Below are 18973 nucleotides of genomic sequence, written 5' to 3'. Positions count from 1 at the left end.
GGAACACCTGGTGTCGCCGGCTGAGGGCTGCCGAGCGCCGGAGCGCGGACGCTACAGCGGCGTGGGCGCCAGCCAGACCGTCGCGAGCGGGGGCAGGGTGAGCCGGACGTGCCCGTCCTCGGGCTTGACCGGGTCCGGGTTCACCACGTCGCCGCCGCCGTAGCGGGCGGCGTCGGTGTTGAGGATCTCCTCCCAGGCGACCACGTCGTCACCGACCGCGAGCCGGTAGTCGTGCCGGACCACGGGGGAGAAGTTCGACACCGCGAGCAGCGGCCGCCCCTCCGCGTCGTACCGCACGAACGCGAAGACGTTGTCGTCGGCCGCGTCCACCGCGACCCAGCGGAAGCCGGACGGGTCGGTGTCGCGCTGCCACAGCGACGGAAGCCGCCGGTAGTGCGCGTTGAGGTCGCGCACCAGGTCCTGCACCCCGCGGTGGTCGCCCGCCGAGTGGTAGTCCTCGTCCAGCAGCCACCACTCGGGGCCCGCCTCCTCGGACCACTCCGCGCCCTGCGCGAACTCCTGCCCCATGAAGAGCAGTTGTTTGCCGGGGTGGGCCCACATGAAGCCCAGGTACGCGCGGACGTCGGCCCGCCGCTGCCACCAGTCGCCCGGCATCTTCGACACCAGCGCCTGCTTGCCGTGGACCACCTCGTCGTGGGAGATCGGCAGCACGTAGTTCTCGCTGTAGGCGTACACCATCGCGAAGGTCATCTCGTGGTGGTGGTACTTGCGGTGCACCGGCTCGTGGGAGACGTACTCCAGCGAGTCGTGCATCCAGCCCATGTTCCACTTCAGCCCGAACCCGAGCCCGCCGGTGTCGGTGGGCCGGGTCACCCCGCCCCACGCCGTGGACTCCTCGGCGATGGTCACCACGCCGGGGCAGCGCCGGTACACGGTGGCGTTCATCTCCTGGAGGAACGCCATCGCGGCCAGGTCCTCCCGGCCGCCGTACATGTTCGGCTCCCAGCCGCCGTCCTCACGCGAGTAGTCGAGGTAGAGCATGGAGGCGACCGCGTCGACCCGCAGCCCGTCGATGTGGAACTCCTGGCACCAGTACACGGCGTTCGCGACCAGGAAGTTGCGCACCTCGGTGCGGGCGTAGTCGAAGGTGAACGTCCCCCAGTCCGGGTGGTCGGCGCGCCGCGAGTCGCCGGGCTCGTACAGCGGCTCCCCGTCGAACCGGGCCAGCGCCCAGTCGTCGCGCGGGAAGTGGGCCGGCACCCAGTCCATGATCACGCCGATGCCGGCCCGGTGCAGGGCGTCGACCAGGTACTTGAAGTCGTCCGGCGTGCCGAGCCGCGCGGTCGGCGCGTAGAAGCCGGTGACCTGGTAGCCCCAGGACGGCCCGTACGGGTGCTCGGCGACCGGCATCAGCTCGACATGGGTGAACCCCATGTCCGTGACGTACGCGGGCAGCACCTCCGCCAGCTCGCGGTAGCCGAGCCCCGGACGCCAGGACGGCAGGTGCACCTCGTACACCGAGAACGGCGCCTCGTGCACCGGCGTGTCCCCGCGCCGCGCCATCCACTCCGCGTCGCCCCACTCGTGGTGCGAGGCGGTGACCACCGACGCCGTGTTCGGCGGCGCCTCGGTGCGGCGGGCCATCGGGTCCGCCTTCAGGAACCGGTGGCCGTGGCGCGAGTGGATCTCGAACTTGTAGCGGGTGCCCTCGCCGACGCCCGGCAGGAACAGCTCCCACACCCCGGACGAACCGAGCGACCGCATCGGGAACGCCGTCCCGTCCCAGTACGTGAAGTCCGCGGCCAGCCGCACCCCGAGCGCGTTGGGCGCCCACACGGTGAAGCGGGTGCCGGCCACGCCCTGATGGGTCATGGGGTGCGCGCCGAGCGCCGTCCACAGCTCCTCGTGCCGGCCCTCGCGGATCAGGTGCAGGTCGAAGTCGCCGAGCGCGGGCAGGAACCGGTACGGGTCGTGCGTCTCCACCGGCGCGTCGTCCCCGTACGCCACCGCGAGGGTGTACTCGGGGATCCCGTCCAGCGGCAGGACGGAGGAGAACAGACCGTCGCCCTCGGACACCAGCGGGGTGCGGGCGCCGTCGACGACCACGCTCACCTCGCGGGCGAAGGGGCGCAGCGCCCGGAAGGCGACGCCCCCGGGCACCGGGTGGGCGCCGAGGAGGGCGTGCGGGTCGTGGTGGGCGCCCGCGAGCAGGCGTCCCCGGTCGTGCGGGTCGAGGGCGGGTGCGGCCGCCCCTTCGGCGGCGGCGGACGGGGCGGACCCGGCCGATCCGGGCAGCGGCGTTTCGTGCAGGGCCACGGCTTCAGTCTCCTCTCACGGCGAGGCGCTCGATCGCCGCCATCGGTACGGGCAGCCAGTCGGGTCGGTGCCGGGCCTCGTACAGCACCTCGTACACGGCCCGGTCCGTCTCATAGGCGCGGAGCAGGCCGTGCTTCTTGCGCGGGTCCCAGCCGGCACGGGCCGCGTAGCCCGCGCAGTAGGCCTCGCGGCAGCGCCGCGCCCACTCCGGGCGCCAGGGACGGCGCTGCCGGGCGGCATAGTCGAAGGAGCGCAGCATCCCGGCGATGTCCCGCACGGGGGAGTGGGCGCTGCGCCGTTCGGAGAGCGGCCGGGACGGCTCGCCTTCGAAGTCGATCACGAACCACTCGCGTCCCGCCCGCAGCACCTGGCCGAGGTGCAGGTCGCCGTGGATGCGCTGGGCGGGCGGTCCGGCGTCGCAGGTGGCGAGCGCGGCGAAGGCGCTCCGCAGCCCCGGCACGTACGGCTGGAGCGCGGGCACGGCGTGCGCGGCGGCGGTCAGCCGCTCGGTCATCGCCGCCGCCGTCCGCCCGTTCTCGCCGGGCTCGCCGACGGGGAACGCGGAGGACAGCGCCAGGTGCACGTCGGCCGTGGCGCGGCCCAGGGCGTGCGCCTGCGCGGTGAAGTCGTCCCCCGAGGCGAGCGCGTCGAGGGCCAGCGTCCAGCCGTCGGCGGCGTTGCGCAGATACGGCTGGAGCACGCCGAGCGTCGCCTTGAACGGGTGCGTGGTGCGCAGCCAGGCGACCGGCGCGGGCACCCGGTGGCAGCCCTGCCGGGCCAGCGCCCCGGGGACCTCCAGGTCGGGGTTGACGCCGGGCTGGATGCGCCGGAAGACCTTCAGGATGTACTCGTCGCCGTACACCAGCGAGGAGTTGGACTGCTCGGCGTTGAGCACGCGCGGCACCAGTCCCGCGGGGACCTCCTGGGCGGGGTCGCCCTCGAAGTGCAGCGGGCCGGCGGTGCCCGGCCGGCGCAGCCGTTCGAGCAGCAGCTGGGCGGCGCGCGGGTCCTGGAGGGCGTCGTAGACCGTCAGTCCGGCGAGCAGGCCGTCCCGTACGGTGCCGATGAGCGCCTTGCCCAGGCGGGGCGAGGGCCGCTCGCGTACCCCGAGCAGCAGCTGGTAGCAGTCGCCGGCGGGGGTGGTGCCCCCGGGCGCGGGCACCCCGCCGTGCGCGGCGTGCACCAGCACGTGCAGACAGCCCGGGAACAGCTCGGTCGTGGACAGCACACCGAGATCGGTGACGGGACGGTCCTTGCCCGCGAACCAGCGCTGCAACGGCAGCCACTCGCGCAGCAGCCCGGCGAGCGACTCCAGGGACTCGGCGGGCGCGCTCCGCGGGCGCAGGAATGCGGTCTTCGTCATCGTGACGCCTCCTCTCGCCGGCACACGCTCACAGTCGTCGGCCGATGCGGGATGCGACTCTGGTGAGCCGGAACCAGTAGAAGCCGTGGCCCCCGAGGGTCAGCAGGTACGGCAGTTCGCCGATGGCCGGGAAGCGCACCCCGCCGAACAGCTCCACCGGGTGCCGGCCGTCGAACTCGCGCAGGTCGAGCTCGGTGGGCTGGGAGAAGCGGGAGAAGTTGTTGACGCACAGGACCAGGTCGTCCTCGTACTCGCGGAGGAAGGCGAGGACTGCGGGGTTGGAGGAGGGAAGCTCGGTGTAGGAGCCGAGGCCGAACGCCGGGTTCTGCTTGCGGATCTCGATCATGCGCCGGGTCCAGTGGAGCAGCGACGACGGCGAGGCCATGGACGCTTCGACGTTGGTGACCTGGTAGCCGTAGACGGGGTCCATGATCGTGGGCAGGTAGAGGCGGCCGGGGTCGGCGGAGGAGAAGCCGGCGTTGCGGTCCGGGGTCCACTGCATGGGGGTGCGGACGGCGTCGCGGTCGCCGAGCCAGATGTTGTCGCCCATGCCGATCTCGTCGCCGTAGTAGATGATCGGCGACCCGGGGAGCGAGAGCAGCAGGGCGGTGAAGAGTTCGATCTGGTCGCGGTCGTTGTCGAGGAGGGGGGCGAGACGCCGCCGGATGCCGATGTTGGCGCGCATGCGGGGGTCCTTCGCGTACTCGGCCCACATGTAGTCGCGTTCCTCGTCGGTGACCATCTCCAGGGTCAGCTCGTCGTGGTTGCGCAGGAAGATGCCCCACTGACAGCCCGACGGGATGGCGGGGGTCTTGGCGAGGATCTCGGAGACCGGGTAGCGCGACTCGCGGCGCACCGCCATGAAGATGCGGGGCATGACCGGGAAGTGGAACGCCATGTGGCATTCGTCGCCGCCGGCGGCGTAGTCGCCGAAGTAGTCGACGACGTCCTCGGGCCACTGGTTGGCCTCGGCGAGGAGCACGGTGTCCGGGTACTGGGTGTCGATCTCCTTGCGGACCCGCTTCAGGAACGCGTGGGTCGCCGGGAGGTTCTCGCAGTTCGTCCCCTCGGCCGCGTACAGATAGGGGACGGCGTCCAGGCGGAAGCCGTCGATGCCCAGGTCGAGCCAGAAGCGCAGGGCCGCGAGGATCTCCTCCTGCACGCGCGGGTTCTCGTAGTTGAGGTCCGGCTGGTGCGAGAAGAACCGGTGGAAGTAGTACTGCTTCCGCACCGGGTCGTACGTCCAGTTGGACGCCTCGGTGTCGACGAAGATGATGCGCGCGTCCGGGTAGCCGGTGTCGTCGTCGGCCCACACGTAGAAGTCGCCGTAGGGGCCCTCCGGGTCCTTGCGGGACTCCTCGAACCACGGGTGCTGGTCGCTGGTGTGGTTCATGACGAAGTCGATGATCACGCGCATGCCGCGCTGATGGGCGGCGTCCACGAACTCCACGAAGTCGGCGAGGTCGCCGAACTCGGGAAGCACGGCGGTGTAGTCGGCGACGTCGTAACCGCCGTCCCTGAGCGGCGACTTGAAGAACGGGGGCAGCCACAGGCAGTCCACGCCGAGCCACTGCAGATAGTCCAGCTTGGAGGTCAGGCCCTTGAGATCGCCGATGCCGTCCCCGTTGCTGTCCTGGAAGGAGCGGACGAGCACCTCGTAGAACACGGCGCGTTTGAACCAGTCGGGGTCCCGGTCCCTGACCGGTGTGTCCTCGAACGTGTCCGGCACTGGCTCGTTCACGGTCATGGCGTTCCTGGCCCTCCGTTTCGCTGTGCGGCGGGCGGTCGCTGGACGTGCAGGACATGCGCTGGAGCCCGCCCCGGCTCCAGCCGCACGTAGTTGGTGCTGCCCCAGTGGTAGGTCTCGCCGGTGAGCTCGTCGCGCACCGGCACCGTCTCGTGCCGGTCCAGGCCGAGGTGCGGCATGTCCAGCGAGACCGTCGCCTCCTGGGTGTGCCGGGGATCGAGGTTGACGACCACGAGCACGACGTCGGAGCCCTGGCGCTTGCTGTACGCCAGGACGGAGTCGTTGTCGGTGCGGTGGAAGCGGAGATTGCGCAGCCGGTGCAGCGCGGGGTGGTCCCGCCGGATGGTGTTGAGGCGGGTGACGAGGGGGGCGATGGTGCGGCCCTCGCGTTCGGCGGTTTCCCAGTCGCGGGGTTTGAGCTGGTACTTCTCGCTGTCGAGGTATTCCTCGCCGCCCTCGCGCAGCGGGGTGTTCTCGCACAGTTCGTAGCCGCTGTAGATGCCCCACGTGGGGGAGAGGGTGGCGGCGAGGACGGCGCGGACCTCGAAGGCGGGCCGGCCGCCGTGCTGGAGGTAGGCGTGCAGGATGTCGGGGGTGTTGGCGAAGAAGTTGGGCCGCATGTAGGAGGCGGCCTCCCCCGTCAGTTCGGTGAGGTACTCCGTCAGCTCCTGCTTGGTGTTGCGCCAGGTGAAGTACGTGTAGGACTGCTGGAAGCCGATCTGGGCGAGGGTGTGCATCATCGCCGGGCGGGTGAAGGCCTCCGCCAGGAAGATGACGTCCGGGTCGGTGCCGTTGATGTCGGCGATGACGCGTTCCCAGAACACGACGGGCTTGGTGTGCGGGTTGTCGACGCGGAAGATCCGCACGCCGGTGTCCATCCAGTGCCGCAGGATCCGGCAGGTCTCGGCGACCAGGCCGTCCATGTCGGCGTCGAAGGCGATGGGGTAGATGTCCTGGTACTTCTTCGGCGGGTTCTCCGCATACGCGATGGAGCCGTCGGGGCGGTGGTGGAACCACTCCGGGTGCTTGTGCACCCAGGGGTGGTCCGGCGAGCACTGGAGGGCGAAGTCGAGGGCGACCTCCATGCCCAGGTCACGGGCGCGGGCCACGAACCGCCTGAAGTCCTCCAGCGTGCCCAGCCGCGGGTGCACGGCGTCGTGGCCGCCCTCGGGGGAGCCGATCGCCCACGGCACGCCCACGTCGTCCGGACCCGCGTCCAGGGAGTTGTTCGGGCCCTTGCGGAAGGTCGTGCCGATCGGGTGGATGGGCGGCAGGTAGACCACGTCGAAGCCCATCGCCGCGATCGCCGGGAGCCGGCGCGCGGCGGTGTCGAAGGTGCCGTGCGGCTGCTCGGGCGTGCCCTCCGAGCGGGGGAAGAACTCGTACCAGGAGCCGTACAGGGCGCGTTCGCGCTCGACGAGCAGGGGGAGCGGTTCGCTGCTGGTGACCAGCTCCCGCAGCGGATGCTTCGCCAGCACCGCGTCGACCTCCGGCGTCAGCGCCGCCGCCAGCCGGGTGGCGCAGGGGAGGGTGTCGTCGCGCAGGGTCGCGGCCGCCTCGAGGATCACCTTCTGTCCGGCGTCGCGCGGCACCCCGGCCGCGGCGCGCGCGAAGAGGTCGGCGCCCTCCTCCAGGACCAGCCCGGTGTCGATGCCCGCCGGGACCTTCACGCCGGCGACGTGCCGCCAGGTGGCCACCGGGTCGCCCCAGGCCTCGACGCGGTACGTCCAGTGGCCGGGCGCGTCCGCGACGACCTCCGCGCCCCACCGGTCGGAGCCCGGCGCCAGCTCCCGCATCGGGGTGAACGGACCCGGACGCCCCTCCGGGTCCTTCAGCACCACGTTGGCCGCCACCGCGTCGTGCCCCTCCCGGAACACCGTCGCCGTCACCTCGAACGCCTCGCCGACGACGGCTTTCGCCGGCCGCCTGCCGCCGTCGACGCACGGCCGGACGTCCCGTACCGGGACACGACCGATGGCCGGGGTCGTCTTCATGGGCCTGTGCACCTCCGCCGCTCGCGATGCCCGGGCCGGACGCCCGGGCGGGGGACCACATGGAGGCGGGAAGGTCATTGCCTTCCCGCCGGGGACCGCCGCTCGACGGCGGGCGGGCCGCGCCGGACCGTGGCGGCCGGACGGGGCCGGTCGTTCTGCTCCTGCAGATAGGTGACGAGCGTGGTGCGCAGGTACCGTTCCGCGGCGTCGGCCGCCTCCCGCGCGCAGCGCTTGCCCATCAGCACGCAGAGGGTGTAGCCGGAGTCCTCGAAGGTCGCCCGCACCGTGTGGTCGGCGGGGGCGGCCAGCATCACGCGTTCCCAGGCCCGGTAGCGACGCAACTGCCGGGCAACTTCGGCTTTTGCGGGTAGCAGCATGCGCCGTTCACCTTTCCGGGGCTCGATGGGTGCGCGTTGTCCCGACGGTCGGGGCGGAGCCGTGCGCACCGATGCACGGACCCGTAACGGCGATCGAGGTCTTCACTCATGGTGCACGGACAGTGACCCAACGTCTTGTTGGAATTTCAACCACCGGTCGGCGGCGGCTGCGCTGGTCAGAGGGTTCCGTCGCGCTCAGATGCGATCCCTTCCGTCTCACCCGTGCGCTCGTGTTGCACGAATGGACCAACCCCCTCAGTCTGAAGGTGACTCAGAAGCGACACCCGCTCACGTTCCGTGTTCGGGGGCCCGTCCGCCGGACGGGAGGAGCGCGAGCTTCGCGGTGAGGAGCCACAAGATGAAGACCGCAGTGCCCTGCTACTACCACCTCGACGTGGAAGTCAGCCCGGAGAGGGTGGGACAGGTCAGCCGGATACTGGCCGCTCACCTCCGGTTCTGGGACCTGGAGAACCTCATGGAGCCCGTCTGCGGCGGCACCGAGATGCTGCTCCGCGCCATCGACGAGCACGCCACCGACAAGAACACCTCCATCGAGATGTGGTGGAACGGGCAGCACCTCATCACGGCCATCGCGGACAACGACCGCGCCCTGCGCCCCGACCAGGAGCTGCGCGGCTGCCTCGAACACCTCGCCGCCAGCAGCGACGGATGGGGCTGCTGCGCCACCGAGACCGGCAGCAAGGTCATCTGGTTCTCGCAGCGCGCCCGCGCCGGCGAACGCGTGCCCCTCGTCCCCACCACGCCCGACCCGCGCGAGAGCGAAGGCCTGGACCTGCCCCGCGAGGTGACCGTCTCCACGGCCACCGCGCTGATCCGAACGCCCGGCGGCCTCCTGGAGGAGGTCCGGTGACCCGGCGACACAACCGGAAAGGGGCGCCCGCCTGGAGCGGGCGCCCCTACCCGCTGGGTGCCTCCTACGACGGGGAGGGCACCAACTTCGCGCTGTTCAGCGAGGTCGCCGAACGCGTCGACCTGGTCCTCGTGGACGACGGCGGCCGGCACCGCACGGTGCGGCTCACCGAGGTCGACGGCTTCGTCTGGCACGGCTACCTCCCCGGCGTAGGACCCGGCCAGCGCTACGGCTACCGCGTCCACGGCCCCTGGGCGCCCACCGCCGGCCACCGCTGCAACCCGGCGAAACTCCTCCTCGACCCCTACGCCACCGCGGTCGACGGCCAGATCGACAACCACCCCTCGCTGTACGAGCGGAACCCGCACGGGCCCGACCCCGCGGACAGCGCGGGCCACACCATGCTCGGCGTGGTGACCGACCCCGCCTTCGACTGGGGCGACGACACCCGCCCCTGCCGCCCGTACTCCGACACCGTGATCTACGAGACCCACGTCAAGGGGCTGACCCGCACCCACCCCGACGTCCCGCCCGAACTGCGCGGCACCTACGCCGGACTGGCCCACCCCTCGGTCGTCGGGCACCTCACCTCGCTCGGCGTCACCGCCGTGGAGCTCATGCCGGTGCACCAGTTCGTCCAGGACGGCGTGCTCCAGGGCCGGGGCCTCGCCAACTACTGGGGCTACAACACCATCGGCTTCTTCGCCCCGCACAACGCCTACTCCGCCCACGGCACCCGCGGCCAGCAGGTCACGGAATTCAAGGAGATGGTGAAGGCGCTGCACGCGGCCGGCCTCGAGGTGATCCTCGACGTCGTCTACAACCACACCGCCGAGGGCAACGAGAAGGGCCCCACCCTCTCCTTCCGGGGCATCGACAACTCCTCGTACTACCGCCTGGTGGACGGCGACTGGCGGCACTACTACGACACCACCGGCACCGGCAACAGCCTGCTGATGCGCCACCCCTACGTGCTGCAGCTCATCATGGACTCGCTGCGGTACTGGGTCACCGAGATGCACGTCGACGGGTTCCGCTTCGACCTCGCGGCCACGCTGGCGCGGCAGTTCCACGAGGTGGACCGGCTGTCGGCGTTCTTCGACCTGATCCAGCAGGACCCGGTGATCAGCCGCGTCAAACTCATCGCCGAACCCTGGGACGTCGGCGAAGGCGGCTACCAGGTCGGCAACTTCCCGCCCCTGTGGTCCGAGTGGAACGGCAAGTACCGTGACGCCGTACGGGACTTCTGGCGGGGCGAGGACCACACCCTCGGCGAGTTCGCCTCCCGGCTGACCGGCTCCTCCGACCTGTACGCCCACCACCGGCGCCGGCCGCGCGCGAGCGTCAACTTCGTCACCGCGCACGACGGTTTCACCCTGCGCGACCTGGTCTCGTACAACGACAAGCACAACGAGGCCAACGGCGAGGACAACCAGGACGGCGAGAACGACAACCGGTCCTGGAACTGCGGCGCGGAGGGCCCGACCCGCGACCCGGCCGTGCGGGAGCTGCGCGCCCGCCAGCAGCGCAACTTCCTGGCCACGCTGCTGCTGTCGCAGGGCATCCCGATGCTCTCCCACGGCGACGAGCTGGGCCGCACCCAGCGCGGCAACAACAACGCCTACTGCCAGGACAACGAGATCAGCTGGATCGACTGGGCGCTCGGCGACGAGCAGGAGGCGCTGCTCGGCTTCACCCGCCGGCTGATCGCCCTGCGCCGGGAACACCCCGTGCTGCGCCGGCGCCGTTTCTTCCGCGGCGACACCGCACGCCACCCCGGCCAGCCCCTGCCGGACCTGGTGTGGCTGGCGCCCGACGCGCGGGAGATGAGCGACGACGACTGGCTGCGCTCCGACGCGCACTCGGTGGGCGTGTTCCTCAACGGCGACGCCATCGCCGAACCGGACCCGCGCGGCCGGCCCGTCATCGACGACTCGTTCCTGCTGCTGCTCAACAGCCACTGGGAACCGGTCGGCTTCCGGCTGCCGGACGCCTCCTACGGCGAACGGTGGACGGCGCTGATCGACACCGCCGACCCGGACGGCACCCCCGACGAGGCGGAACGCAAGGCGGGCACCCGCCTCACCGTGGACGCCCGCAGCCTGGTGCTGCTGTCCCGCCCGGCCCGCACCGCGCGGTGACCGGACGGCCCCGGGGAGGGGTCAGTGCTCGCGGCGCGAGGTGACCGTGAACCGGGCGCCCTCGTTGTCGCTCAGCACCGCCTCCTCGGGGCCCAGGGACAGCACGCTGCCCCCGTGCGCCTCGGCGGCGCGGGCGCACGCCTCCACGTCCGTCACGGTGAAGTGGACCTGCCAGTGCGGCCGGATCCGCGGGTCGGGCGCCGAGCCCAGTGCCCCCGAGGTGATGCGCGCGACCACGTCCCCGTCGCTGCGCAGGACCACTTCCTCCCCCTCGTAGTGCACCTCGCAGCCGCCGGGACCGCCGGACGCCCAGTCGAAGACCTCGCCGTAGAAGATCGCCGCGTCGAAGGCGTCACGGGTGTGCAGCCGGATGAACGCCAGCTGCGCCCGGCGCCAGGTCGGCCAGTCGGAGAACAGCTCGCCCTCCCACACGCCGAACGTCGCCCCGTCCCGGTCCGCGAGCAGCGCCGCGCGCCCGGGCGGCAGCGAGATCGGGCCCACCGCGGCGGTCCCGCCGCGCTCCTGCACCCGCCCCGCCGCCTCGTCGGCGCTGCGCACCGCGAAGTACGGCGTCCAGGCCACCGCCATCTGCCACATGCCGGCCACGGCGGCGATCCCCGCCACCGGCCGGCCGGCCGCCAGGGCGACGCGGAAACGGTCGCCCAGCCGCATCGGCCGCCACTCCCAGCCCAGGACGGCGCTGTAGAACTCCTCGGTGGTCTGCAGGTCCCGGCTGGTCAGACTCACCCAGCAGGGCGCTCCGTACACGGCGTGCGTCGAGACGACGCCCGTCGAGCCGGCGGAGGAGGTCATGTCGTGATTCATAGCGCTCGTGTCCTGATCTTCGTCGGCCCGGCAGCCACCCGGATGACACCAGTGTCCGCGGGGCACCGCTCCGGGCGCCTGCCGAGTACCCCGGCCGCGGCCCCGAAACGGTGACCCCGGCCACCCGTGGTCCACCCCGGTGGCACAGGGCGGTCCGTGTGGCGACCATGGAGGGATCGGACACCGGGTGAAGGCACTCAAGCACTTGGCGAAGGCGCCGCGGCAGCGGCACACCGGAACCGGAGGTGACCATGCCCACGGACGGGGGCGCGGACCGCATCCTCCAGCTGGAGGAGGAAGTCCAGCAGCTGAAGGACGCGGTCGTCTCGCACGCGGTGGTGGACCAGGCGATAGGCATGATCGTCGCACTCGGGCGGGTCTCGCCCGACCAGGGGTGGACGGTGCTGAAGGAGGTGTCCCAGCGGACCAACATCAAGCTCCGCAGCATCGCCGACATGATCCTCGTCTGGGGCCGCACGGGCGCGCTGCCCGCCGAGGTCCGCACGGTCCTCGAGGAGACCCTCGACCGGCTCGGCCCCACCCGCCTCCCGGACGTCCCCGCGGACGGGCACCCGAAGCCCTGAGCGCTCAGCAGGCGTCGGCCGACGCCAGCTCCTCGCGCACCTGCGCGAAGCAGCTGCTCAGCAGGCGGGAGACATGCATCTGGGAGATGCCCAGCTGGTCGGCGATGCCGCTCTGCGTCATCCCCTTGAAGAAGCGCAGATAGAGGATGAGCCGCTCGCGCTCCGGCAGCGCCTCCAGACACGGCCGCACCGCCACCCGGTCCACGACCGCGTCGTACGCCGGGTCCGGGCCGCCGATCGAGTCGCCCAGGGCGTACCCGTCGGTGCCCGGCATCTCCGCCTCGAGGGAGAGCGCGGAGAAGCACTCCAGGGCCTCCATCCCGGTGCGCACCTCGTCCTCCGTCAGCCGGGCGTGCGCGGCGATCTCGGCGACCGTGGGCCGCCGCCCCGGCGTGGTCTGCGACAGTTCCTTCGCCGCGGTGCGCACCCGGTTGCGCAGGTCCTGCACCCGGCGCGGCACGTGCAGCGTCCACATGTGGTCGCGGAAGTGGCGTTTGATCTCACCGGTGACGGTCGGGACCGCGTACGCCTCGAAGGCGTTGCCGCGCGCCGGGTCGTAGTGGTCGACGGCCTTCACCAGACCCAGGGCCGCCACCTGGTACAGGTCCTCCAGTGCCTCTCCGCGGCCCCGGAACCGGACGGCGATGCGCTCGGCCATCGGCAGCCACGCCGTGACCAGCTCGTCGCGCAGCCTCCGGCGCTCCGGCCCGTCGGGCAGACCGGCCAGACGCTCGAAGTCACGCGTCGTCTCGGGGGCGTCGTCATGGGAGTGGGGCTTCCTGGGACTGACGGTACGCATCACGCGCGCACCTCCCTGAGCGGGTGCCGGATGGACAGAAACGGACGTGCCTCCTGTCCGAAGCACTGAGAATTCCTTTCCCTGTGCGCCGCGATTTCAAAACGGCTGCGGGAAATCCTTCACGGATCGCGTTCCGTTGAATTCCGGAAATACGCACGCTGTGGAATCGAAGGAATTCAGGGCGTGAAAAGCGGCAGGCCGGGGCGGGGGTGCGCGGCCGTGCCGGCGGCGGAGGGGCGCCGGGCGCCCCCGGTGCGCGGGCGGTCACCGTGCCGGACGTGATGTACGGCACGCCCCGGGGCGCGTCCCGTGGTCCGGTCGGGCGATTCCTCCTGCGCAGCGCTTGATCGGCGATCAGATCGGGCGAACTGGCTGACCACAGCGCATTCCGCTCATTTGACAGTGCGCTGAGCCCACAGATAGGAAGCAGCGGACAGAAGTCGAGAGGTGCACTGTGTACGAGCCGAACGTGGTCGGGGACTGGCAGGAGTACGACGAGCATGCCGGTCTGCGGGTCCGCGTCCACCGTCTGGAAGCGGGCGACCCGCCGCGCGGGCGGGACGACGCCGCCGAAGGGCTGACGTACTTCCGGTTCCGGGTGACCGTGGAAAACCGGGGCGAGCGCCCTGTGTGCATTCATCTCGAGGACGGTCAGATCGACGTGCGCACCGGCCCCGACGGCGAGAGCGCATTCATCGACTGGCGCAACTCGCAATTCATCGAGGGATTCGACGTCCATCCGCTGCGCCGCGCCACCGCCGTGCTCTACGCGGCCGCGCCCGAGGCGTCCCTGGCGCAGGTCGACGTCCAGGTGCAGCTGCGCGCCGACGAGGAGTGGGCGGGACGCCGGCTGTGGACGGGCGGCGTCGGCATCCTCGAACCCTCGCCGGGCGCGGGCGCCGGGGCGGCCCGGGAGAGCCTGGCCCAGCAGGTGATCCTGTTCCTCCAGGAGCAGGCGGAGGAGGGCACCGCCTGACCCGCCCGCCCCGCCGGTCTCAGTGCGGGATGCCGTCGATGACCTCGCGGGCGCCCTGACGCAGCAGCGCCACGGCGACCGACGTGCCGAGCGTCGCCGGGTCCAGCCGCCCCGCCCACTCGTGGGCGTTCAGCCGGGTCTTGCCGTCCGGGGTGAACACGCAGGCACGCAGGGACAGTTCACCGCTGCGGTCCACGCGGGCGAGTCCGGCGATCGGGCTGTTGCAGTGCCCCTGGAGGACGTGCAGCAGCATCCGCTCGGCGGTCGTCTCGCGGTGCGTGTCCGGGTGGTTGAGGACGGAGACCGCCTCGATCAGACCCGTGTCGCCCTCCCGGCACTGCAGGGCCAGGACGCCCGCGCCGACCGGCGGAAGCATCACATCGGGGGACAGCACCTCGCTGATCACGTCGGCCCGGCCGATCCGCTCCAGACCCGCGGCCGCGAGCAGCAGCGCGTCCACCTCGCCCTCCGCCAGCTTCGCCAGCCGCCGGTTGGCGTTCCCGCGCAGCGGCACGCACCGCAGCCGCGGATGGGTGGCGGCGAGCTGCGCGACCCGGCGCACCGACGACGTGCCGATCCGGGTGCCGGGCGGCAGCTCGTCCAGGGTGAGACCGTCCGGGTGGACCAGCGCGTCGCGGACGTCGTCCCGCTCCAGGAACGCCGCGAACACCGTGCCCGCCGGGAGCGGCCGGTCGGCGGGCACGTCCTTCACGCAGTGCACCGCGAGGTCCGCCCCGCCGGCCAGCAGCGCGGCGTCCACCTCCTTGGTGAACGCGCCCTTGCCCTCCACCTGCGACAGGTCGCCCAGCCACTTGTCCCCGGTGGTGCGCACCGGGACGACCTCGGTGCGCACCCCGGGACGGGCGGCGGTCAACTCGGCGCGGACGCGCTCCACCTGGGCGAGCGCCATGGGCGAGTCGCGGGAGACGATGCGGATCAGTTCCGGGACGGCCATGGCGTCACGATAGACCCCCGCCGCCCCCCGGCGCCGGGGACACGGCGTCGCCTCCCCGGGCGTCAACTCGCCCATGCGATTCATCCGTTCGGGTCGAAGGGGACGCCGGACGGCTTGGCGTTCGCGAGGTGCGAGGCGAAACTGCCGTCCTTCAGGCCGAAGTGGGCGCTGCCGAAGTCGTGCGCGACGAGCTTCTCGCGCAGCCCCGGCGGATAGCCGTTCCAGCCGACCAGCGGCGGGTACTGCCAGGTGCCCTTGTGGTTCTCCGGCGGTTCGTCGCCCGAGCCGGCCAGACGGAAGCAGTGGGTGCTGATCCCGTCCTTGTGGTAGACGACCTTCGGGTGCGTGCCCTCGAAGCGGACGGACGAGCGGGGGTGGATCGTGAACGAGCCGTGGTTGGACGTCGCCACGTACTGCACCGTGTCGTTCTGCACCCACACCACGACGTGCTCCCAGTCGTGGCGGTGCCCGCCGAGGCTGACGCCGGGGATGGCCTGGTCCTTCTCGAAGTAGAGCGCGTAGACGATGGCGCACCAGCCGTTGTCGCACTTGGCGCGCGCGTAGCTGTTGGTGTTGTCCAGGTCGGACGCGTCACGGCAGTTGCCGTTGAGGGCGCCGGTGGGGTTGAGCCCGGGGTTGACGGTGCCGTCGGGGCCGATCGCCGCGGAGGAGTAGCAGCCGTCGGTGTCGTAGTCGAAGGCCGGCTGATAGGTGCTTTCCAGCGCGTCGGCGTTGGCCGGGAGCGCGGGCGGGGGAGCGGCGAAGGCCGTGGCGGGGACGGCGACGACCAGGGCGGCCGCGCCGGCCAGTCCGGTCAGCCATCTCCTGGCGTGTGTACGGGGCTTGCTCGGCGACACTGCGTCCTCCTCGGGACAGGCGCAGCCCAACGGGTGTGGGGGGCTGGGGAGTTCACAGCATCCCGTCCGGGCGTGCCCATGCCAAGAGGGTGTCGGGGGAAAGATGCGGACCGGTCGGTACGGGACCGCCGTCAGGTCACGCGAGGTCGTCGGGGAGGTCGGCCGCCGCCTCCTCGGGGGTGAGGTCCGGCCTGAGGCGCAGCCAGGACGGCTGGCGCAGCATGCCCTCCCGGGTGCGGGTGCTGTAGCGCACCTCGCCCACCAGCCGGGGCACCACCCAGTGGGCGCCCGGCACGGAGGGCGGCGGGTCGAAGGGGCAGACGTCGGTCTCCGCCGCCTTCAGCAGCGCGGCCAGCTCGGCGCGCTCGGCCTCGCTCCAGCCGGTGCCCACACCGCCCACGTAGCGCAGCCGGCCCCCCGCCCGCTGCCCCACCAGCACGGCGCCCGGCAGTCCGGTCAGCCGGCCCTTGCCCGGCAGCCAGCCCCCGACCAGCACGTCCTCGGTACGCATGTTGCGGATCTTGATCCAGGCGCGGGAGCGGACCCCCGGCTCGTACACCGAGTCCAGCCGCTTGCACACCAGCCCCTCCAGGCCGTGCTCGGCCGTGGCCCGCAGCGCCTCCCGGCCGTGGCCCACGATCGCGGCCGGGACGGACCGGAACGGCCCGTCGAGCCCGAGGGCCAGCAGCTCCTCGCGGCGGCGGACGTACGGCTCGCGGAGCAGCGAGCGGCCGTCCAGGTGCATCACGTCGAACAGGATCAGATGCACCGGCACCGTCTCCGCCCGGCGGGCCGCGCGGGCGGGGGAGTGGGCCAGGCCCATCCGTGACTGGAGCAGCTGGAAGCTGGCCCGGCCCTCGGCGTCGAGCGCGAGGATCTCCCCGTCCAGCACGGCGGGCCGGGACCCGAGCGCGGTCGCCAGCGGACGCAGCTCGGGATACGCGCCGGTGATCTCCTGGCCGGACCGGGCGCGCAGCACGATGCTCCCGTCGCCCGGGAGGTAGACCACCGCCCGCTGCCCGTCCTGCTTGGTCTCGTACGCCCAGCGCGCGTCCGCCGAGGGGGGCGGGAGCCGGCCGGGCGTGGCGAGCATGGGCGGGATCAGCGGGAGGGTCACGGGTGAGGTGTGTACGCCGCCGCCCGGCCCCACGCGTCCGGCCTCGGTGTTTCGCCCGAACGGAGCGCGAACGGGGCGTGGGGCCTGAGTGGAGGGCTCCGTTCCGCGGCACCCCAATTGATTGAGTTACGCAATGAGATGGTAAAGTGCCGCCCATGTCCACACCCCCGCCTTCAGGCCCCTCCGTCTCCCCGGAGGTGGTCGAGATCGAGCGCGCGCTCTACCGCATCACGTATCTCAACTCGCGCGCCCGGCAGCACGAACGGCTGATGGCCGCGGCGGGCGTGCCGCTGGACCGGGCCGGGGCGGCGGTGCTGCGGAAGATGGCCGACGCGGAGCCCATGCGGCCGGGGGAGCTGGCGGCGCGGCTCGGTGTGGAGGCCTCGCACGTCACGCGCACCGTGCAGCACCTGGAGAAGTCGGGCCACGTCGTCCGCGTGCCCGACCCGGACGACCGCCGCGCCCAGCGCATCGAGCTCACCGACACCGGCCGCGAGGCGATCGCCCGCATCCGCGAGACCGGGGTGCGCGGCATGCAGGCCGCCCTGGCCCACTGGTCCGAGGAGGACCTGCGCACCCTGGCCACGCTGTTCCACCGTATGGTCGACGACTTCCTCGCCCACGCGGCCGCGACGGACACCGAGTCCCCGGCGGACTGAGCCCCGACCCTCCCGCGCCGCCGCTGCCTTACCGTCCGGTAACGTGCGCGGCAGTCACCGGAGGAGGAACCGTGTCACGGTCCGCACGCTCACCCCTGCTGCTCGCCGGCCTGCTGGCCGCCGCCGGCACCGCGCACTTCGCCGCGCCCCGCCAGTTCGACCACATCGTCCCGCGTTCCCTGCCCGGCTCGTCCCGCACCTGGACGTACGCCAGCGGCGTCGCCGAGCTGGCGCTGGCCGCCGGCGTGGCCCTGCCCCGCACCCGCAAGACCGCCGCCCTGGCCGCGGCCGCGTTCTTCGTCGGGGTGTTCCCCGCCAACGTGAAGATGGCCGTCGACTGGCGCCACCGCCCCGCCCCCCAGCGCGCCGCCGCCTTCGGCCGGCTGCCGCTGCAGGTGCCGCTCGTGCTGTGGGCGCGCGGCGTGGCCAAGAACGCGGAGAGGGCGGCATGAGCGCGCGCCTGGAGAAGGGCGACACGGTCGAGGACTTCGCCGCGCCCGACGGGACCGGCACCGTCCGCCGGCTGTCGGAGCTGCTCGCCGACGGCCCGGTGGTGCTGTTCTTCTACCCCGCCGCCCTGAGTCCCGGCTGCACCGCGCAGGCCTGCCGCTTCCGCGACCTCGCCGCCGAGTTCGCCGAGGTGGGCGCCCGCCCGGTCGGCGTCAGCGCGGACCCCGTGGAGCGCCAGGCCGAGTTCGCCGGCCGGCACACCCTCGGCATGCCGCTGCTGTCCGACGCCGACGGCGCGATCCGCGAGATGTTCGGCGTGAAGCGGGGCATCTCCGTGGCCCCGACCAAGCGGGCCACCTTCGTCATCGGCCAGGACCGGACCGTGCTGGAGGTCGTGCGCAGCGAGCTGCGCATGAACACGCACGCGGACAAGGCGCTCGCCGCGCTGCGCACCCACCGCGGCTGAGCCGGTCGCCGGCGGCCTCCGCCCGGAGCCGTCCCGCCCGCGATCGCGCTCGGCGGGGCCGGGCGCCCCGCCCCGCGCGCCCGTCGGGGGTGCGGCGGTCGGCCGCCGGGCGGCCTCCGGCCGACACCGTGCCCGCCCGCGAATCCGGCAGGGGGCCGGGTCCTCGCCCGCGAGGGTGAGGCCCGCGCTGCGTGTCCACCGGGGCTGAGGCGGCCGGTCGCCGGGCGGGGTGTCTCCGCTGTCCGGCTCTTCGGGAGGGCCGGGTCTTCGCCCGGGTGGGTGAGGCCCGCGCTGCGTGTCCACCGGGGCTGAGGCGGCCGGTCGCCGGGCGGGGTGTCTCCGCTGTCCGGCTCTTCGGGAGGGCCGGGTCTTCGCCCGGGTGGGTGAGGCCCGCGCTGCGTGTCCACCGGGGCTGAGGCGGCCGGTCGCCGGGCGGGGTGTCTCCGCTGTCCGGCTCTTCGGGAGGGCCGGGTCTTCGCCCGGGTGGGTGAGGGCCGCCGCGGTGACCGGGATGC

17 protein-coding genes are annotated in these 18973 nt (G+C 72.5%); 7 read left to right on the top strand and 10 right to left on the bottom strand.

Annotation, left to right across the window (positions count from 1 at the left end; all coding sequences use genetic code 11):
• Nucleotides 1–51 precede the first annotated feature (51 nt).
• From glgB to ACQY0Z_RS34875, 5 genes are all read right to left on the bottom strand, one after another.
• Nucleotides 52–2277: a 1,4-alpha-glucan branching enzyme gene (glgB, locus tag ACQY0Z_RS34895; RefSeq protein WP_381726712.1), complete on the bottom strand. Its 2226-nt coding sequence runs from the start codon at nucleotides 2275–2277 to the stop codon at nucleotides 52–54.
• A gap of 4 nt (nucleotides 2278–2281) precedes the next feature.
• Nucleotides 2282–3640 (bottom strand): maltokinase N-terminal cap-like domain-containing protein, encoded by a 1359-nt coding sequence (locus tag ACQY0Z_RS34890; RefSeq protein WP_439812682.1) that lies wholly within the window; start codon nucleotides 3638–3640, stop codon nucleotides 2282–2284.
• Between the two features lie 28 nt (nucleotides 3641–3668).
• Nucleotides 3669–5387, bottom strand: coding sequence for a maltose alpha-D-glucosyltransferase (treS, locus tag ACQY0Z_RS34885; RefSeq protein WP_189901860.1), 1719 nt, complete (start codon nucleotides 5385–5387; stop codon nucleotides 3669–3671).
• Nucleotides 5384–7381, bottom strand: a complete 1998-nt coding sequence (locus ACQY0Z_RS34880; protein WP_439813539.1) for an alpha-1,4-glucan--maltose-1-phosphate maltosyltransferase — start codon at nucleotides 7379–7381, stop codon at nucleotides 5384–5386. The genes treS and ACQY0Z_RS34880 overlap by 4 nt, the downstream gene beginning before the upstream one ends.
• A gap of 74 nt (nucleotides 7382–7455) precedes the next feature.
• On the bottom strand, nucleotides 7456–7758 hold the full coding sequence (locus ACQY0Z_RS34875) for a DUF5133 domain-containing protein (RefSeq protein WP_033277739.1): 303 nt from the start codon (nucleotides 7756–7758) through the stop codon (nucleotides 7456–7458).
• A 358-nt stretch (nucleotides 7759–8116) separates the two neighbouring features.
• Here ACQY0Z_RS34875 and ACQY0Z_RS34870 point away from each other — a divergent pair, with 358 nt between their 5' ends.
• Nucleotides 8117–8629, top strand: coding sequence for a pep a2 (locus ACQY0Z_RS34870; protein ID WP_189899734.1), 513 nt, complete (start codon nucleotides 8117–8119; stop codon nucleotides 8627–8629).
• Nucleotides 8626–10770, top strand: coding sequence for a glycogen debranching protein GlgX (gene glgX, locus ACQY0Z_RS34865; RefSeq protein WP_347226771.1), 2145 nt, complete (start codon nucleotides 8626–8628; stop codon nucleotides 10768–10770). The genes ACQY0Z_RS34870 and glgX overlap by 4 nt, the downstream gene beginning before the upstream one ends.
• 21 nt (nucleotides 10771–10791) lie before the next feature.
• On the opposite strand, the gene ACQY0Z_RS34860 is transcribed toward glgX, so the two are convergent.
• Nucleotides 10792–11595: a VOC family protein gene (locus ACQY0Z_RS34860; protein ID WP_189899739.1), complete on the bottom strand. Its 804-nt coding sequence runs from the start codon at nucleotides 11593–11595 to the stop codon at nucleotides 10792–10794.
• Between the two features lie 245 nt (nucleotides 11596–11840).
• Here ACQY0Z_RS34860 and ACQY0Z_RS34855 point away from each other — a divergent pair, with 245 nt between their 5' ends.
• Complete coding sequence (locus ACQY0Z_RS34855) at nucleotides 11841–12179, top strand: ANTAR domain-containing protein (protein ID WP_189899740.1); 339 nt, start codon at nucleotides 11841–11843, stop codon at nucleotides 12177–12179.
• 4 nt (nucleotides 12180–12183) lie between these two features.
• Here ACQY0Z_RS34855 and ACQY0Z_RS34850 read toward each other — a convergent pair whose 3' ends face one another.
• A complete protein-coding gene (locus tag ACQY0Z_RS34850; protein WP_189899742.1) occupies nucleotides 12184–12978 on the bottom strand; it encodes an RNA polymerase sigma factor SigF in 795 nt (264 codons plus the stop codon).
• Between the two features lie 454 nt (nucleotides 12979–13432).
• Here ACQY0Z_RS34850 and ACQY0Z_RS34845 point away from each other — a divergent pair, with 454 nt between their 5' ends.
• Nucleotides 13433–13954: a hypothetical protein gene (locus ACQY0Z_RS34845; RefSeq protein WP_189899744.1), complete on the top strand. Its 522-nt coding sequence runs from the start codon at nucleotides 13433–13435 to the stop codon at nucleotides 13952–13954.
• Nucleotides 13955–13973: 19 nt separating this feature from the next.
• On the opposite strand, the gene hemC is transcribed toward ACQY0Z_RS34845, so the two are convergent.
• The 3 genes from hemC to ligD form a co-directional block, all read right to left on the bottom strand.
• Nucleotides 13974–14909, bottom strand: a complete 936-nt coding sequence (gene hemC / locus ACQY0Z_RS34840; RefSeq protein WP_254587310.1) for a hydroxymethylbilane synthase — start codon at nucleotides 14907–14909, stop codon at nucleotides 13974–13976.
• Between the two features lie 80 nt (nucleotides 14910–14989).
• Nucleotides 14990–15766: an NPP1 family protein gene (locus ACQY0Z_RS34835; protein ID WP_189899748.1), complete on the bottom strand. Its 777-nt coding sequence runs from the start codon at nucleotides 15764–15766 to the stop codon at nucleotides 14990–14992.
• A gap of 136 nt (nucleotides 15767–15902) precedes the next feature.
• Entirely contained in the window at nucleotides 15903–16883 is a 981-nt protein-coding gene (gene ligD / locus ACQY0Z_RS34830; protein WP_189899750.1) for a non-homologous end-joining DNA ligase, read from the bottom strand.
• 155 nt (nucleotides 16884–17038) lie between these two features.
• Between ligD and ACQY0Z_RS34825 the strand changes: the two genes are divergently transcribed.
• From ACQY0Z_RS34825 to ACQY0Z_RS34815, 3 genes are all read left to right on the top strand, one after another.
• Entirely contained in the window at nucleotides 17039–17542 is a 504-nt protein-coding gene (locus tag ACQY0Z_RS34825; protein ID WP_189899751.1) for a MarR family transcriptional regulator, read from the top strand.
• A 71-nt stretch (nucleotides 17543–17613) separates the two neighbouring features.
• Nucleotides 17614–17994: a DoxX family protein gene (locus ACQY0Z_RS34820; RefSeq protein ID WP_439813538.1), complete on the top strand. Its 381-nt coding sequence runs from the start codon at nucleotides 17614–17616 to the stop codon at nucleotides 17992–17994.
• A complete protein-coding gene (locus ACQY0Z_RS34815) occupies nucleotides 17991–18458 on the top strand; it encodes a peroxiredoxin (protein WP_439813537.1) in 468 nt (155 codons plus the stop codon). The genes ACQY0Z_RS34820 and ACQY0Z_RS34815 overlap by 4 nt, the downstream gene beginning before the upstream one ends.
• The last annotated feature ends 515 nt before the right edge of the window (nucleotides 18459–18973 follow it).

It is taken from the genome of Streptomyces sp. P9-2 (assembly GCF_051903975.1).
Classification (GTDB): domain Bacteria; phylum Actinomycetota; class Actinomycetes; order Streptomycetales; family Streptomycetaceae; genus Streptomyces; species Streptomyces cellulosae.
Note: the sequence above shows the minus strand (reverse complement) of the source record. Positions and strands in the feature narration are given on the sequence as shown.